The following is a 15,971-nucleotide window of genomic DNA, read 5'->3' as shown; positions in this document are numbered from 1 at the left end:
GTCGCCTTCAAGGTGCGGGATCTGCATGGGAGTCGCAGTCTGGCGTCGTACGGCGCGTCCGGCCATCCTCGGATTCGCCGTCCTGTTGAGCCAAGCGGGCCTGTCCCTGGTCGGCGGCACACCCGCTCAGGCACAATGGGGCGACAGCTATCAGCGGCCCGAGGGCGGCGCCTATTACGAGGCCCCGCCGCGGCGGCGCCCGCGCGATGCCTATTATCGCGACGACGGCTCCAGCGCCCGCCAGCCCCGCTACGCACCGCCCCAGGAAGCGCCGCGGCAGTTCTACTGGCCGTGGGAGGACCGGCCCCAGCCGGTCGCTCCACCGCCGGAGCGCACCTACCGGGCGCCGCGTCCGCGCAGCACGATCGGAAACGCGGACGCGCAGCGGCCCTCGCCGTCCGTCAAGCGCCGGGAGCGGCCCGCCCGGGCGCCGGTGGCGCCGAAGCCCGCCATCGCCAAGACCGCGCCGAACGTCCAGATCGCGGTGTTCGGCGATTCGCTGGCCGACCACCTTGCCCACGGTCTGGACGACGTCTTCGAGGACAACGCCGACATCGCGGTCGTCGATCGGGCGAAGGGCGACAGCGGACTCGTGCGCAGGGACGTGGTCGATTGGCCCAAGAGCGCCGAAGACTACCTGCGCACCAATCCCAAGGTCCGCTACGCGTTGGTCATGCTGGGCGCCAACGACCGCCAGCCGATCCGTGAAGGTGACGAGACCGTCGATCCGCTCACCGATCGCTGGAAGGCCCTGTACCGCGCCCGGGTCGAGGCCCTCGTGAAGGTGTTTGCCGACCACAAGGTGCCGCTGGTCTGGGTCGGGCTTCCGCCGGTGCAGAGCGAGAGCTTGAGCCGGGATCTCGCGAGCCTCAACGACATCGTCCGGGACACCGTGACGAAGGCCGGCGCGACCTATGTCGACATCTGGCCCGGCTTCGTCGACGACCGCGACCGCTACGCGGCCTCGGGCCCGGATCCGGAAGGTCAGATCGCCAAGCTGCGGACCGCCGACGGCGTGCACTTCACCAAGGCGGGCGACCGCAAGCTGGCGCATTTCGCCGATGTCGAGCTGAAGCGCCTGATGGGAACGGCCACGCCGGCGCTGACCGATCCGCCGCCCACCGCGACTATCGCGCCGGGGGCGCCGAGCGCGACGCCCGGTCCGAGCCTCGACGGTTCCGGCCAGCCCACCGACACCGCGGCGATCGATCGGCAGATCACCGCGATGCTGCCGAGCCTGCCGGAACCTCCAGGCGTCCCAGCGCTGCCGGTCAAGCCCGCGGCCGGGCCGGTCGTGCCCCTCGGGCGCACCGAGGTCTCCCCCGGCGGGACGCTGCTGACCGGCCGTCCGCGCGATTCGGACAACCTCGGCACCGTGGAGCGGACGCTGGTCCGCGGCAATGCGCCGATGCCCCAGCCCGGCCGCGCCGACGATTTCCGCTGGCCCCCCGGCTGAGTGGTGATCCCGGCGCTGCGCTCGCACCGAGCGCCGGGACTGAACCTACCTCACCGCGGTAGGACGCTCGCACCCATCAAGGCTTCGTCGATGGCACGGGCCGCCTGACGGCCCTCTCGGATCGCCCAGACAACCAGGGACTGACCCCGGCGCATGTCGCCGGCGCTCCAGATCTTCGGATCCGAGGTGCGGTAATCCTCCTCGTTCGCCTCGACGTTCCCGCGCTTGCTGACGCTGATGCCGGACTGGTCGAGCAAGCCCTTCTGCACCGATCCGGCGAAACCGATCGCCATGAAGACGAGATCGGCCGGCAGGATGAATTCGGTCCCGGGCATCGGCTGCCGCTTGGCGTCGACCCGGGCGCAGACCACGCCGGTCAGCCGGCCCTTCTTGTTGCCGTCGAGCCGCAGCGTCGCCGCCTGGAACTCGCGCTCCGCACCTTCCGCCTGGCTGGACGAGGTCCGCATCTTGGTCGGCCAGTACGGCCACACCGTCAGCTTGTCCTCGCGCTCGGGCGGCCGGGGCCGGATGTCGAGCTGCGTCACCGACAGCGCGCCCTGGCGGAACGCGGTGCCGACGCAATCGGAGGCGGTGTCACCGCCGCCGATCACGACGACGTTCTTGCCCGACGCCAGGATCGGGGCTTCGCCGTTGCCGCGCATCGGCTCCGCGGCCACGCGCCGGTTCGACTGGATCAGGTAAGGCATGGCGTAGTGGACGCCCTCGAGTTCCTGCCCGGGCAGCTGCGGGTTGCGGGGATCCTCCGCACCGCCGCAGAACATCACCGCATCGAACTCGGCCTTCAGCTCGTCGACCGGCTTGGTCACGCCGACGTTCTGGTTGTAGTGGAAGACAACGCCCTCGCCCTCCATCTGCCGGACGCGGCGATCGATGTGGCGCTTCTCCATCTTGAAGTCGGGGATGCCGTAGCGGAGCAGGCCACCGGCCGTCGGCTCGCGCTCGAACACGTGCACGTCGTGGCCGACCCGGGCCAGCTGTTGGGCCGCCGCGAGACCCGCCGGGCCGGAGCCGACGACGGCCACGCGCTTGCCGGTGCGCATCGACGCCGGCTCGGGCTTGATCCAGCCCATGTTCCACGCGCGGTCGGCGATCGCCTGCTCGATCGTCTTGATCGCCACCGGCTGATTCTCGAGGTTGAGCGTACACGCCTCCTCGCAGGGCGCCGGGCAGACGCGACCGGTGAATTCCGGGAAGTTGTTGGTCGAGTGGAGGTTGCGCGACGCCTCCTCCCAATCGGACTGGAACACGAGGTCGTTCCAGTCCGGGATCTGGTTGTGGACCGGGCAGCCGGTCGGGCCGTGGCAGAACGGGATGCCGCAATCCATGCAGCGCGCGGCCTGTTTGGTCAGGTCGTGCTCGTCGAGCGGCAGCGTGAACTCGCGGAAGTGCCGCACGCGATCGGCTGCGAGCTGGTACTTCTGCTCCTGCCGGTCGAACTCGAGGAAACCCGTGATCTTGCCCATCGATCAACCCTTGAGGCCCGCAGATCGACCGATGCTGCAGCCTATTAAACCGTCATTCCGCGATCGGCGCCCGCGTCGCACGGGCGCCGATACCGATAGCCTTACTCCGCTGCCACCGGCATCCGCGCCATCTCCATCTCGCGCAGCGCGCGGCGGTATTCCACCGGCATCACCTTGACGAACTTGGTGCGGAAGCTCGCCCAGTCGTCGAGGATCTGCTTCGCCCGCGGGCTGCCGGTATACTTGAGATGGTTGGTGATGAGCTGGCTGAGGCGCTCCTCATCGTGGCCGGACATGTCGGCCAGGATGTCGACGCGCCCCTTGGTCTCGAGATCGCCGTCTTGGTGGAAGCGGCGCATCAGGTCGTCTTCCTCCTCGACGGGCTCGAGATCGACCATCGACAGGTTGCAGCGGGCCGAGAACGAGCCGTCCTCGTCAAGGACGTACGCGATGCCGCCCGACATGCCGGCCGCGAAGTTGCGTCCGGTCTCGCCGATCGACACCACGACCCCGCCGGTCATGTACTCGCAGCCATGGTCACCCATGCCTTCGACCACCGTGATCGCGCCGGAATTGCGGACCGCGAAGCGCTCGCCCGCGGAGCCGCGGATGTAACACTCTCCGGCGATCGCCCCGTACAGCACGGTGTTGCCGACCATGATGGTCCGGTCGGGTGGCGACCGCAGCGCATCGCTCGGGCGGATGATCAGCTTGCCGCCCGAAAGGCCCTTGCCGACGTAGTCGTTGCCGTGGCCGGTCAGCTCGATGGTGACGCCGGCCGCGACCCAGGCGCCGAAGCTCTGGCCGGCGGTGCCCGACAGCTTCACCACGATAGTGTCGTCCGGCAAGCCCTCGTGACCGTGCGCCTTGGCGACCATGCCGGACAGCATCGCACCGGCGGCCCGGTCCGAGTTGCGGATCACGTCGGTGACGACCACCGGCTCGCCGGTCTCGATGGCGTTCCGGGCCCCCTCGATCAGGCGCCGGTCCAGGACCGTGTCGATCGGGTGGTGCTGCTTCTCAACGTGCCGGATGGCGATGCCGTCCGCCACCTTGGGGCGATGGAACAGCTTGGTGAAATCGAGCCCGCGCGCCTTCCAGTGGGCTATGGCCTCGACCTTGTCGAGCACGTCCGAACGCCCGACGAGCTCTTCCAGCTTGGTGAAGCCGAGGGAGGCCAGGATCTCGCGCACCTCCTCGGCCACGAAGAAGAAGTAGTTCACCACGTGCTCGGGCGTGCCCTTGAAGCGCTTGCGCAGCACCGGATCCTGCGTGGCGACGCCCACCGGGCAGGTGTTGAGGTGGCACTTGCGCATCATGATGCAGCCGGCCGCGATCAGGGGAGCGGTCGAGAAGCCCATCTGGTCGGCGCCGAGCAGGGCCGCGATGACCACGTCGCGACCGGTGCGGATGCCGCCGTCGGCCTGGAGGGCGACGCGGCCGCGCAGGCCGTTGAGCACCAGCGTCTGCTGGGTCTCGGCGAGACCGGTCTCCCACGGTCCGCCCGCATGCTTGAGCGAGGTCAGCGGCGCGGCGCCGGTGCCGCCGTCGTAGCCCGAGATGGTGATGTGGTCCGCCCGCGCCTTGGCGACGCCGGCCGCCACGGTACCGACGCCGACCTCGGAGACGAGCTTCACCGACACGTCCGCGGACGGGTTCACGTTCTTCAGGTCGAAGATCAGCTGGGCCAGATCCTCGATCGAGTAGATGTCGTGGTGCGGCGGCGGCGAAATCAGGCCGACGCCCGGGGTGGCGTAGCGGACCTTTGCGATCTTGGCGTCGACCTTGTGGCCGGGCAGCTGGCCGCCCTCGCCGGGCTTGGCGCCCTGCGCGACCTTGATCTGCATCATGTCGGCGTTGACGAGATATTCCGTCGTAACGCCGAATCTGCCCGAGGCGACCTGCTTGATCGCGGACCGGCGCGAACGCCCGTCCGGCAGCGGCTTGAATCGCTCGACCTCCTCGCCGCCCTCGCCCGAGTTCGAGCGACCGCCGAAGGAGTTCAGCGCGATGGCGAGCGTCTCGTGCGCTTCCTTCGAGATGGACCCGTACGACATCGCCCCGGTGGCGAAGCGCTTGACGATCTCGGAGGCCGACTCGACCGAATCCAGCGGCACCGGCTGGCGGATGAGTTCGGTTGCGCTCCTGAGGCGGAACAAGCCCCGCAGGGTCTTGAGCTGGCTCTCCTGCCGGTTCACCAGCGCGGCGTATTCGCGGTAGCGCTCCGGCACGTTAAGGCGCACCGCGTGCTGGAGCGTCGCGATCGTGTCGGGCGTCCAGGTATGAGCCTCGCCGCGCAGCCGGTAGGCGTACTCGCCGCCGACATCGAGGGCGTTGCGGTAGATCGGGGCGTCGCCGAAAGCGTCGCGGTGACGGCTGACGGTCTCCTCAGCGACCTCGGCCATGCCGACGCCCTCGATGGTCGTGGCCGTGCCGAAGAAGTCGCGGCCGACGAAGGTCGAGTTGAGCCCGACCGCGTCGAAGATCTGGGCGCCGCAATACGACTGGTAGGTCGAGATGCCCATCTTCGACATGACCTTGAGCAGGCCCTTATCGATCGCCTTGATGTAGCGGTAGATGATCTCGTCATCGGTGAGGTCCGGCGGGAACTCGTCCTTCATCGCCAGCAGCGTCTCGAAGGCGAGATAGGGATTGATGGCCTCCGCGCCGTAGCCGGCCAGGCAGGCGAAGTGGTGCACCTCACGCGGCTCGCCCGACTCGACCACGAGGCCGACCGAGGTGCGCAGACCCTTGCGGATCAGGTAGTTGTGCACCGACGCGGTCGCCAGGAGGGCCGGGATCGGCACCCGATCCGGACCGACCGCGCGGTCGGTCAGCACGATGATGTTGTAGCCGCCGCGCACCGCCGCCTCGGCCCGGTCGCAGAGGCGGTCGAGCGCCCCGTCCATGGCCTGCGCGCCCATCTCGGCCGGGTAGGTCATGTCCAGGGTCTTGGTGTCGAACCGGTCCTCGAAATGGCCGATCGAGCGGATCTTCTCCAGGTCGCCGTTGGTCAGGATCGGCTGGCGGACTTCCAGGCGCTTGCGCCGGGACGCGCCCTCCATGTCGAGCAGGTTCGGCCGCGGCCCGATGAACGAGACGAGGCTCATCACCGCCTCTTCGCGGATCGGGTCGATCGGCGGGTTGGTGACCTGCGCGAAGTTCTGCTTGAAGTAGGTATAGAGCAGCTTGGACTTCTCGGAGAGCGCCGAGAGCGGCGTGTCCGTCCCCATCGAGCCGACCGCCTCCTGGCCGGTGACGGCCATGGGCTGCATCAGCAGCTTGAGGTCTTCCTGGGTGTAGCCGAAGGCCTGCTGGCGATCGAGCAGGCCCACGTCGGAGCGCGTCTCCCGCGCCACGACGGGCTTGAGATCTTCCAGCACGATCTGGGTGTTCTTGACCCAGTCGGCGTAGGGATGCGCGGCGGCGAGCTCGCCCTTGATCTCCTCGTCGGAGACGATCCGGCCCTTCTGCAGGTCGATCAGAAGCATCCGGCCCGGCTGCAGGCGCCAGGACTGAACAATCTTCTCGTCGGGGATCGGCAGCGTGCCCATTTCCGAAGCGAGCACGACCAGCCCGTCATCGGTGACGATGTAGCGGGCCGGGCGCAGGCCGTTGCGGTCGAGGGTGGCGCCGATCTGGCGGCCATCCGTGAAGGCCACGGCCGCGGGGCCGTCCCAGGGCTCCATCAGGGCGGCGTGGTACTCGTAGAAGGCGCGCCGCTCCTCGCTCATCAGCGGGTTGCCGGCCCAGGCCTCCGGGATCAGCATCATCATGGCGTGGGCGAGCGGGTAGCCGCCCTGCACCAGGAACTCGAGGGCGTTGTCGAAGCACGCGGTGTCGGACTGGCCCTCGTAGGAGATCGGCCAGAGCTTCGAGATGTCGTTGCCGAACAGGTCCGAATCGACGCTCGCCTGCCGGGCCGCCATCCAGTTGACGTTGCCGCGCAGTGTGTTGATCTCGCCGTTATGGGCGACCATCCGGTAGGGGTGCGACAGGCGCCAGGTCGGGAAGGTGTTGGTCGCGAAGCGCTGGTGGACCAGGGCGATCGCCGAGACGAAACGCTCGTCCTTCAGGTCGAGGAAGTAGTCGCCGATCTGGGTGACCAGAACCATGCCCTTGTACACGATGGTCCGGGTCGAGACGGAGACCGGGTAGAACTCTTTCACCCGCGGGTCGTCCAGGGCGTAGACCTTGTTGGAGATCACCTTGCGGGCGACGAAGACGCGCCGCTCGAACGTGTCCTGGTCGGAGACGGAGCCCGGTCGGCCGATGAACACCTGCCGGTGATGCGGCTCGGTGGCCTTCACGGCGACGCCCAGATCCTCGGGGTCGACCGGGACATCGCGCCAGCCGAGGAGCGGCAGGCCCTCGTCGGCCAGGGCCGCCTCGATGATTCCCTGGATGATCGCCCGGGGCTCCTCGGCCTTGGGCAGGAAGAACTGGCCGATGGCGTACTGCCCGGCGGGCGGTAGCTCGAAGCCGAGGCGCGAGCACTCGTCCGCGAAGAAGCCGTGCGGGATCTGCGTGAGGATACCGCAGCCGTCACCCATCTTGGGGTCGGCACCCACCGCACCGCGGTGGTCCAGATTCTCGAGGATCTTCAGGCCCTGCTGAACGATGGCATGGGTCCGGCGATCGTGCATATCGGCGATGAAGCCGACGCCGCAGGCATCACGCTCGTTGGCCGGATCGTAGGCGCCCTGGGCTTTGGGCAGAGCGGGATCGCGCACCGTGATCGGCATCGCGCCGCCGCGCGGGGCGGAAGCCTGGAACTTGGAAGCAGCAAACTCTTCGGCGGGTCCGCGCTGTGCCATGCTTCGTCTCGTCCTTCCCTCGATCCCCTTCGCCGCACCTCGGCCCGCGAGCATGTTCCATGCCCGTGAGTCGCAACCGTGCGGCGTCCCGACCCGATGCCGCAGGCGATCCGGTCGGTCCCCGCGAGGACGTGCCCGTCGACCTTCGTTCATCGAAAACCCGGACCGCTCCAGGAGCGGCGTGCTGGCGCGCTCGAGACCGCCAGCCGGACTTCCCGCTGGCGCGCGGGACGGCGACGGCCGGCATGCGCGGCCAATGGGACAGTTCTGCTGTCCTAAGTCGCGAAATTGGCAGATTGAAACCGTTTCAGCAAGGGATCGCGCCGGCATGCGGGCGCGGCATCCGCGACTGCACTTAAACCGCCGTTCATCAATCGCTTCCGCAATCTCGCCCGAATCACGCGGTCTACGACCTGTGCCGAGCACAAGCGGCATGCGGGGCAACGACCTCGCCGGCATGGTCGAGGTCTGGGCAAACCGGCCCGGACCATGCCGGAACCGGATACTCTGCCGGGTCTCCAGAACGGGAACGCATCAGAGTGATGATCGAGAACGGAACGTCTCGCCGCGCAGCGCAGCGGGTTCTCAGTGCAGCCCTTCTGTCGGGCGGATTGATGCTGGGCCTCTCCCAGGGCGCCCGCGCGCAATTCGCCTTCGAGGACGAGATCCTGCCGCCACGGGTGATCGCATGGCGCCTGGCTGATCGCGGCTTCAGCGGTGTCAGCCGTCCGCGGTTCGACGGGCGCGTCTACGTCGTCGACGCCGTGAGCCCGACGGGCGCCCCGGTCCGTCTGTTCGTCGATCCGGCCGCCGGCGCGATCGTGGGACGCCAGCGCATCGGTGCGCCCGAGAGCTACGCCCGGTTGGAGCAGCCGCGCGCCGGCTTTGGATGGACCGAGGAGAATGCGGCGCCGCAGCGTCTCCTGCGGCCGGCGATGCCCGACGGCGTCCCGGCTCGGGCCGCGCGTCCGGCACGCCGCCAGAGCCCGGAGGCACTGCGTCCCGAGTTCAATCCCGATGGCCTGAATCCAGATGGCCGTGCGCGGCCTGAGGCGCCCCGCAAGGTCGCCCGGGCCCCGGCGCCTGGGCGCGCGCCGGAGCTGAAGCCGGCACTTCGCAACGTTCCGGAGGCGCCAGCTCCGAAGGTCGCCCCCGTGGAGGCATCCAGGGTGGATCCTGTGCCTGAGCCGAAATCCGCAGCCATCGAAAAGGCGCCTCCGGCCGGTCCGGCCCAGGCGGGACCGGCCAAGCCCGCAGCGGGCACGGTTGCCGAGGCGGCCAAGCCCCCAGCTGCCGATTGGAAGGATCCGCCGCCGGACAAGAAGCCGGTGCGAATCATCGGCGGTGCGACGATCGTCCCCGGCGCCTCCGAGAAAGAGCCCGCCGGAGCCCAGTAGTGCTGGCCCGAACGCTCGCCGCCGAAATCGATACCGGTTCGACGCAAGCGAGCGTGTCGACGCGAGGACTGAGAGACGTCCTCGATCGCGACGTGATCTGGGACTGCTCTAGTCGGTGGGGCTCAGACGCTCCGAGCCGGTAAAGACGGTCAGCGTATCCGCGCGGGCAATGGCGCAAAGTGTGATCCCGTGCGCTTGGGCACGCTCCAACGCCAGCGAGGTCGGCGCCGAGATCGCCACGATCACGGCCGCACCGAGGCGCGCGGCCTTCTCGACCATCTCGAACGAGCACCGGCTGGTGATCACCAGGAAACCGTCTGCTGGATCGGTGCCGGCCCGCATGGCGGCGCCGATCAGCTTGTCCAGAGCGTTGTGGCGGCCGACATCTTCGCGGACGGACGCCAGGGTGCCGTCGAGCCGAGCCCAGGCGGCGGCGTGCACGGCGCGGGTCTCGGCGCCCAGCACCTGCGCCGCGTCGAGCCCGGCGAGAGCCCGGGCGATCGCCGGGAGCGAGACCTGGATGTCGGGGGCGCCCCGCATGTCCGCGCGTGGCAATTCCGCCAGATCCTCGATGCCGCAGACACCGCAGCCCGTCCGCCCGCTGATGGCGCGCTTGCGCGCGAGGTGCTCGCGCAGACGTCCGGGGGCCAGCTCGACATGGAGGCGCAGCCCGTCCGGGCCAACCTCCACGCGCGTGCTGCGAATCTCGTCGGCGGATTCGATGATCCCTTCCGTCAGGCTGAAGCCGTAGGCGAAATCCTCCAGGTCGGCCGGCGACGCCATCATGACGGCATGCGGCACGCTGCCGTAGACCAGGTTGACCGGCGCCTCGACGGCGAGCACCCGCGTCCCCGCCCGGGGCGCGGCATCGGCGTAGGCCACGACCTGCATCGGAGCCGGGACCGCGCTAGCCGGCAGCTTGGCCGGAAAATCCTGGGGTGTCGTCAACATCCACGGCTCCGAAAGGCCCATCCGGTGCTGCGATCGCACCGGATACAAAGCCACGCTAGCGAATCGAACGTAGCGAAAGACCGGTGCAGGGCGTCTAAGAGGCCACCCGAATCAGCCGGAAACCACCCTCTGCGACGCTTGTGCGGTTGCACCTGGCACGTCCTTGTGATCTGAAGCCGCGATCGGATACATGCCGGATGACACAACCGGCAGTCCGTCACGTCGGCACCATCCCGCGCTCATTCAAGACGGGAAAGTCCGACGGGAAATCAAATTGCAGGGGAGCAACGAGAGGCAGATGCGGACGGTGCGGACGATCACCCGATCACCCTTGAGCCTCGCCGCCCTCGGCGCCCTGCTCGCCTCGACATCCGGGGCGCTCGCCGCCGGATTCGGTCAGCCGGTGCCGTGGGAGATGAGCCGGCAGATCCCGGTTACCGAGAACGCGCGCGACATCCTCAGCTTCGAGATCGGCCTGCACTGGCTCTCGCTCGTGATCTCGGTCTTCGTGCTGGGGCTGATCCTCTGGTGCGTCTTCCGCTTCAACGAGAAGACCAACCCGACCCCGTCGCGCACCACCCACAACACCGCGATCGAGATCGCCTGGACGATCGTGCCGGTGCTGATCCTCGTCGCCGTGGCGATCCCGTCCTTCCGCCTGCTGCGCACGCAGCTGGCGGATCCGAAGGCCGACATGATCGTCAAGGTCATCGGCCATGCCTGGTACTGGTCCTACGAGTACCCGCAGACCGAGGCCGGCGGCGGTTTCACGTTCGATGCCAACATCGACGAGGACAAGCAGCCCCGCCTGCTCCAGACCGACAATGAGATGGTCGTGCCGCTTGGCAAAATCGTGAAGATCCAGGTCACTGCGGCGGACGTGCTGCATTCCTGGGCGATGCCGGCCTTCGGCTTCAAGATCGACGCCGTACCGGGCCGCCTGAACCAGATGTGGTTCCGGGCCGACAAGGAAGGCACCTTCCACGGTCAGTGCTCGGAGCTGTGCGGACAGCGTCACGCCTACATGCCGATCGTCGTCCGCGTCGTCAGCGAGCAGGCCTATGCCGACTGGCTGAATGAAGCGAAGACGAAGTACGCGCGCATCGACAACGGAACGAGCTTCGCCGAAGCCCGCTGAAGTCCGGTTGACCGAATAGAACCCGTCAGATCCACAAGGCACCCGAATCCATGGCTACAGCCGCAGCCCATGCCGAGGCCCACGAGGTCCACGACCATAAACCGTCGTTCTTCGCCCGCTGGTTCCTGTCGACGAACCACAAGGACATCGGCACGCTCTACCTGCTCTTCGCCTTCTGCGCCGGCATGATCGGCGCGTTCCTCTCCTTCGGTATCCGGATGGAGATGGAACAGCCGGGGCTGCAGTTCTTCTCCAATCCGGCGACGTACAACGTGTTCGTCACCGGACACGGCCTCATCATGGTGTTCTTCATGGTGATGCCGGCACTGATCGGCGGCTTCGGCAACTGGTTCGTGCCCCTCATGATCGGCGCGCCCGACATGGCGTTCCCGCGCATGAACAACATCTCGTTCTGGCTGACGGTGGCGGGCTTCTGCTCCCTGCTGTGCTCGCTGTTCGTCGAGGGCGCCCCCGGCGCATCCGGCGCCGGCACCGGCTGGACCGTCTATCCGCCGCTCTCCACTGCCGGCCATCCCGGTCCGGCCGTCGACTTCGCAATCTTTGCCCTGCACCTGTCCGGCACCGGCTCGATCCTGGGGGCGATCAACTTCATCACCACCATCCTGAACATGCGCGCCCCGGGCATGACGCTGCACAAGATGCCGCTCTTCGCCTGGGCCGAGCTGGTCACCGCCTTCCTGCTGCTGCTCTCGCTGCCGGTGCTCGCGGGCGCCATCACGATGCTGCTGACCGACCGTAACTTCGGCACGACCTTCTTCGACCCGGCCGGCGGCGGCGACCCGATCCTGTACCAGCATCTGTTCTGGTTCTTCGGTCACCCCGAAGTCTACATCATGATCCTGCCGGCCTTCGGCATCGTCTCGCACATCATCGCCACGTTCTCGCGCAAGCCGGTCTTCGGCTACCTTGCGATGGCATACGCCATGGTCGCGATCGGCGTCGTCGGCTTCGTCGTGTGGGCGCACCACATGTACACCGTGGGCCTGTCGCTTCAGACGCAGTCCTACTTCGTGTTCGCCACGATGGTGATCGCGGTGCCCACGGGCGTGAAGATCTTCTCCTGGATCGCCACCATGTGGGGCGGATCCATCCGCTTCACCGCCGCCATGCACTGGGCCGTGGGCTTCATCTTCCTGTTTACCGTCGGCGGCGTCACCGGCGTGGTGCTCGCCAACTCGGCGGTCGATAAGTACCTGCACGACACCTACTACGTCGTGGCACACTTCCACTACGTGCTGTCACTTGGCGCTGTGTTCATCATCTTCGCCGGTGTCTACTACTGGTTCCCGAAGATGACCGGCCACATCATCCCGGAATGGGCTGGCAAGCTGCACTTCTGGCTGGCCTTCATCGGCGCGAACGTCCTGTTCTTCCCGATGCACTTCCTCGGCCTGGCCGGCATGCCGCGTCGTTACGCCGACTACCCGGACGCCTTCGCGGGCTGGCACAAGGTCTCCACCTATGGCGGCCACATCTTCGGCCTCAGCATGTTCGTCTTCGTGATCGGCGTCGTGCTGGCCTTCCGCTCGAAGGAGCGGGCCGCCGACAACCCGTGGGGCGAAGGTGCCACCACCCTCGAGTGGACGCTCCCCTCCCCGCCGCCGTTCCACCAGTTCGAGACGCTGCCCCGCATCGTTGACGAGCCGGGCGCGCACTGACCAGTCGCCGCGAGGGCCGCATCCGCGGCCCTCGCCCTTCCCCGGAAGCCGCCACGGCGACTTCCCGGCAAGGGCGACCAAGACGGGTGATCCGCACAAGCCGAGTGTCCCGCTCGCGCTGACCCTTGGAACGAATCGATTTCGAAACACGACTCGGCCGTGACGCGCGTGGCCGGGCGCCGACACAACAGCGGCAGACGCGATGACGAGCCTGACGAACACGATCAGACCGGACGCACCGGCCCCGGCCTTTACGGCGGTCGGCGGCGACGTGCCGGACTATTTCGCGCTGCTCAAGCCGCGGGTGATGGTCCTCGTGATCTTCACCGCGCTGGTCGGCATGGTCGTCTCCCAGGGCCACGTTCCGCCGGCCATCGGCGTGATCTCGCTCTTGGCCATTGCGGTCGGCGCCGGGGCGTCGGGCTGCCTCAACATGTGGTGGGATGCCGACATCGACGCGGTCATGACCCGCACCGCGCAGCGGCCGATCCCGGCCGGGCGGATCTCGCCCGAGGAGGCGCTCGGCTTCGGGCTGTTCCTGTCGGTGGCATCGGTTCTTGTGCTGGGCCTCGCGGCGAACTGGCTCGCCGCCGGTCTGTTGGCCTTCACCATCGTGTTCTACGCGGTGATCTATTCGATGTGGCTGAAGCGGGCGACCGCGCAGAACATCGTCATCGGTGGCGCCGCCGGTGCCCTGCCGCCGGTGATCGGCCAGGCCGTCGTCTCCGGCTCGGTCGGGATCGAGTCCCTCGTACTCTTCGCGATCATCTTCATCTGGACGCCGCCGCATTTCTGGGCGCTGGCACTGATCAAGGCCGAAGAATACGCCCGCGCCGGCATCCCGATGATGCCCAACGTCGCCGGGCCGGCTTCGACCCGCCGGCAGATCGTCTGGTACTCGGTGTTCCTGTTTCCCCTCGGGCTTGCGCCCGTGGCGCTCGGGTTCGGCGGCCTGCTCTACGCGGTGATCGCCGTGATCGGCGGGCTCGGAATGCTGGCCTTCAGCGTCCGCGTCCTGAGGAATCGCACCGGCGATGCCGAGAAGCGGGCTGCGATGGGCATGTTCGGCTTCTCGATCCTGTACCTGTTCGCGCTGTTCTCGGCGCTGCTTGCCGAGCAGAGCTTCGGCCTCTTCCTGCCGGTCCTGGTCTAATCGCCATGCCGGATCCGGAAGTCCCCTATCGCCAGCTCACGCCCGTCGAGGAGGCGCGCCGGCGTAAGCGCTCGGTGGCCATCGCGTTGGCCCTGGGTGCGTGGGTCCTGCTGTTCTTCGTGCTGACGATCGTCAAACTCGGCCCGCAGATCCTCAGCCGTCCGCTCTGAGGGGCACGATGACAAAACCTCATCCCGATCCGCTTCGCGGCGCCAAGCGCACGGCGATCGCGTGTGCCGGCCTGGCGGTCGGCATGGTTGGCCTCGCCTTCGCGTCGGTGCCGCTCTACGACGCGTTCTGCAAGGCAACGGGCTACGACGGCACGCCGCGCCAGGGCCCGGCCCTTGCGTCGGCTGCGCGCACCGACGACAGCATGGTGGTGCACTTCGATACCAACGTCGCACCAGGCCTGAGCTGGAAGTTCGCCCCCGAAGCCAACACCGTCGAGGCGAAGCTCGGCGAAACCAAGACGGTTTTCTTCCGGGTGCAGAACACTGGCGCCAAGCCATCGACCGGCGTCGCGACCTTCAACGTCCAGCCCGGCCTGATGGGCAGCTACTTCGTCAAGATCGCCTGTTTCTGCTTCAACGAGCAGACGTTGCAGCCCGGCGAGACGCTGGACGTGCCGGTGGTCTTCTACGTCGACCCGGCGGTGCGGGAGGATTCGAACACCGCGCATCTTTCCGAAATGACGCTGTCCTACACGTATTTCGCCTCCAAGAACGGCCAGCCGGTGACGGCGGCGGTCGCGACCACGGGGGCTTCGGGCACGAAGCGCGATTTCTGATCGCGAACGCGTGACAACACAGGTCGGCACCGACTAAGTGTGCTGACAAGCTTGGGGGTCCCGTATGTGGCGCCCAGCCAAAGAGCGATAGGCCGGATGCCGGGAACGGCGCGGGGCGTCAGGGTGAGGAGCGACGGGACGATGGCCGAGGCGCACGCCAAGAATCACGATTTTCATATTTTAAGCCCGAGTCCGTGGCCGCTGATGGGCGCCTTCTCGGGCTTCCTGATGGCGTTCGGCGCCGTGTTCTGGATGAAGAGCCTCCAGATCGGTACCCTGACCCCGGGTCCCTACATCTTCGGGGCTGGCGTTTTCGGCGTGCTCTACACCATGTTCGCCTGGTGGAAGGACGTGGTGCACGAGGCCAATTCCGGCGATCACACCCGCGTGGTCCAACTCCATCACCGGTATGGCATGATGATGTTCATCGCCTCCGAGGTGATGTTCTTCGTCGCTTGGTTCTGGGCCTACTTCGAGGCGGCCCTCTACACCGCCGACCCGATCCAGGCCTCCCGGGTCGAGTTCACGGGCGGCGTCTGGCCGCCCAAGGGCATCGAGGCGTTCGATCCGTGGCACTTGCCGCTGCTGAACACCCTGATCCTGCTGACCTCCGGCACGACCGTCACCTGGGCCCACCATGCCTTGCTGCATGGGGACCGCAAGGGTCTCAAGTACGGCCTGTGGCTGACCATCGTGCTGGGCGTGCTGTTCACGGCCTGCCAGGCCTACGAGTACAGCCACGCCGAATTCGGCTTCGCGGGCAGCATCTACTCGTCGACCTTCTACATGGCGACGGGCTTCCACGGCTTCCACGTCATCATCGGCACGATCTTCCTGGCCGTATGCCTGTACCGGACCTACGCGGGCCAGTTCACCCCACGCCAGCACCTCGGATTCGAGTTCGCCGCCTGGTACTGGCACTTCGTTGACGTCGTGTGGCTGTTCCTGTTCGCCGCGATCTACGTCTGGGGCTCGGGCGTATTCCACGGCGCCGCGCACTGAGCGCTGCTATCCCGTCACCGCATGGCGGGGGTGTGAAAGGGCGGCTCAGGCCGCCCTTTTTCGTGTGAGACTCGGCGTGATCCCCATATCGAGGGAATGGCTGTGAG

The 15,971-nt window shown here is 67.6% G+C and carries 11 protein-coding genes; 8 read left to right on the top strand and 3 right to left on the bottom strand.

Going from position 1 to position 15,971, the window contains the following annotated elements; all coding sequences use genetic code 11:
- Window positions 1-25 precede the first annotated feature (25 nt).
- A complete protein-coding gene (locus tag FVA80_RS00410) occupies window positions 26-1,456 on the top strand; it encodes an SGNH family hydrolase (protein ID WP_147908507.1) in 1,431 nt (476 codons plus the stop codon).
- Between the two features lie 50 nt (window positions 1,457-1,506).
- Here the strand turns inward: FVA80_RS00410 and FVA80_RS00405 are convergent, their stop codons facing one another.
- A complete protein-coding gene (locus FVA80_RS00405) occupies window positions 1,507-2,940 on the bottom strand; it encodes a glutamate synthase subunit beta (protein ID WP_147908508.1) in 1,434 nt (477 codons plus the stop codon).
- A gap of 101 nt (window positions 2,941-3,041) precedes the next feature.
- Window positions 3,042-7,757, bottom strand: coding sequence for a glutamate synthase large subunit (gene gltB / locus FVA80_RS00400; protein ID WP_147908509.1), 4,716 nt, complete (start codon window positions 7,755-7,757; stop codon window positions 3,042-3,044).
- 614 nt (window positions 7,758-8,371) lie between these two features.
- On the opposite strand from gltB, the gene FVA80_RS00395 reads away from it, so the two are divergent.
- Entirely contained in the window at window positions 8,372-9,154 is a 783-nt protein-coding gene (locus tag FVA80_RS00395; protein WP_246692214.1) for a hypothetical protein, read from the top strand.
- A gap of 108 nt (window positions 9,155-9,262) precedes the next feature.
- Here the strand turns inward: FVA80_RS00395 and fdhD are convergent, their stop codons facing one another.
- Window positions 9,263-10,045: a formate dehydrogenase accessory sulfurtransferase FdhD gene (gene fdhD, locus FVA80_RS00390; RefSeq protein WP_246692482.1), complete on the bottom strand. Its 783-nt coding sequence runs from the start codon at window positions 10,043-10,045 to the stop codon at window positions 9,263-9,265.
- A 358-nt stretch (window positions 10,046-10,403) separates the two neighbouring features.
- Here fdhD and coxB point away from each other — a divergent pair, with 358 nt between their 5' ends.
- The 6 genes from coxB to FVA80_RS00365 all read left to right on the top strand — a co-directional run bounded on the left by coxB (window position 10,404) and on the right by FVA80_RS00365 (window position 15,864).
- Window positions 10,404-11,243 (top strand): cytochrome c oxidase subunit II, encoded by an 840-nt coding sequence (coxB, locus tag FVA80_RS00385; protein WP_147908512.1) that lies wholly within the window; start codon window positions 10,404-10,406, stop codon window positions 11,241-11,243.
- Between the two features lie 50 nt (window positions 11,244-11,293).
- On the top strand, window positions 11,294-12,922 hold the full coding sequence (ctaD, locus tag FVA80_RS00380) for a cytochrome c oxidase subunit I (protein ID WP_147908513.1): 1,629 nt from the start codon (window positions 11,294-11,296) through the stop codon (window positions 12,920-12,922).
- A 202-nt stretch (window positions 12,923-13,124) separates the two neighbouring features.
- Complete coding sequence (locus FVA80_RS00375) at window positions 13,125-14,075, top strand: heme o synthase (RefSeq protein ID WP_147908514.1); 951 nt, start codon at window positions 13,125-13,127, stop codon at window positions 14,073-14,075.
- Window positions 14,076-14,080: 5 nt separating this feature from the next.
- Entirely contained in the window at window positions 14,081-14,245 is a 165-nt protein-coding gene (locus tag FVA80_RS30245) for a hypothetical protein (protein WP_187193554.1), read from the top strand.
- An 8-nt stretch (window positions 14,246-14,253) separates the two neighbouring features.
- The gene (locus tag FVA80_RS00370) at window positions 14,254-14,862 is read left to right on the top strand and encodes a cytochrome c oxidase assembly protein (RefSeq protein ID WP_147908515.1); all 609 of its coding nucleotides are present in this window, start codon (window positions 14,254-14,256) and stop codon (window positions 14,860-14,862) included.
- Between the two features lie 141 nt (window positions 14,863-15,003).
- Window positions 15,004-15,864, top strand: coding sequence for a cytochrome c oxidase subunit 3 (locus tag FVA80_RS00365; protein WP_147908516.1), 861 nt, complete (start codon window positions 15,004-15,006; stop codon window positions 15,862-15,864).
- Window positions 15,865-15,971: the final 107 nt, after the last annotated feature.

It is taken from the genome of Methylobacterium sp. WL1 (assembly GCF_008000895.1).
GTDB lineage: Bacteria > Pseudomonadota > Alphaproteobacteria > Rhizobiales > Beijerinckiaceae > Methylobacterium.
The sequence above is the reverse complement of the archived record's forward strand: the minus strand, read 5'-3'. Positions and strand labels throughout refer to the sequence as shown.

Excerpts from the sequence above, each read along its gene's own strand:
- FVA80_RS00410 (WP_147908507.1), top strand. The coding sequence starts at position 26 with ATGGGAGTCGCAGTCTGGCGTCGTACGGCGCGTCCGGCCATCCTCGGA.
- FVA80_RS00405 (WP_147908508.1), bottom strand. The coding sequence starts at position 2,940 with ATGGGCAAGATCACGGGTTTCCTCGAGTTCGACCGGCAGGAGCAGAAG.
- gltB (WP_147908509.1), bottom strand. The coding sequence starts at position 7,757 with ATGGCACAGCGCGGACCCGCCGAAGAGTTTGCTGCTTCCAAGTTCCAG.
- FVA80_RS00395 (WP_246692214.1), top strand. The coding sequence starts at position 8,372 with ATGCTGGGCCTCTCCCAGGGCGCCCGCGCGCAATTCGCCTTCGAGGAC.
- fdhD (WP_246692482.1), bottom strand. The coding sequence starts at position 10,045 with ATGCAGGTCGTGGCCTACGCCGATGCCGCGCCCCGGGCGGGGACGCGG.
- coxB (WP_147908512.1), top strand. The coding sequence starts at position 10,404 with ATGCGGACGGTGCGGACGATCACCCGATCACCCTTGAGCCTCGCCGCC.
- ctaD (WP_147908513.1), top strand. The coding sequence starts at position 11,294 with ATGGCTACAGCCGCAGCCCATGCCGAGGCCCACGAGGTCCACGACCAT.
- FVA80_RS00375 (WP_147908514.1), top strand. The coding sequence starts at position 13,125 with ATGACGAGCCTGACGAACACGATCAGACCGGACGCACCGGCCCCGGCC.
- FVA80_RS30245 (WP_187193554.1), top strand. The coding sequence starts at position 14,081 with ATGCCGGATCCGGAAGTCCCCTATCGCCAGCTCACGCCCGTCGAGGAG.
- FVA80_RS00370 (WP_147908515.1), top strand. The coding sequence starts at position 14,254 with ATGACAAAACCTCATCCCGATCCGCTTCGCGGCGCCAAGCGCACGGCG.
- FVA80_RS00365 (WP_147908516.1), top strand. The coding sequence starts at position 15,004 with ATGGCCGAGGCGCACGCCAAGAATCACGATTTTCATATTTTAAGCCCG.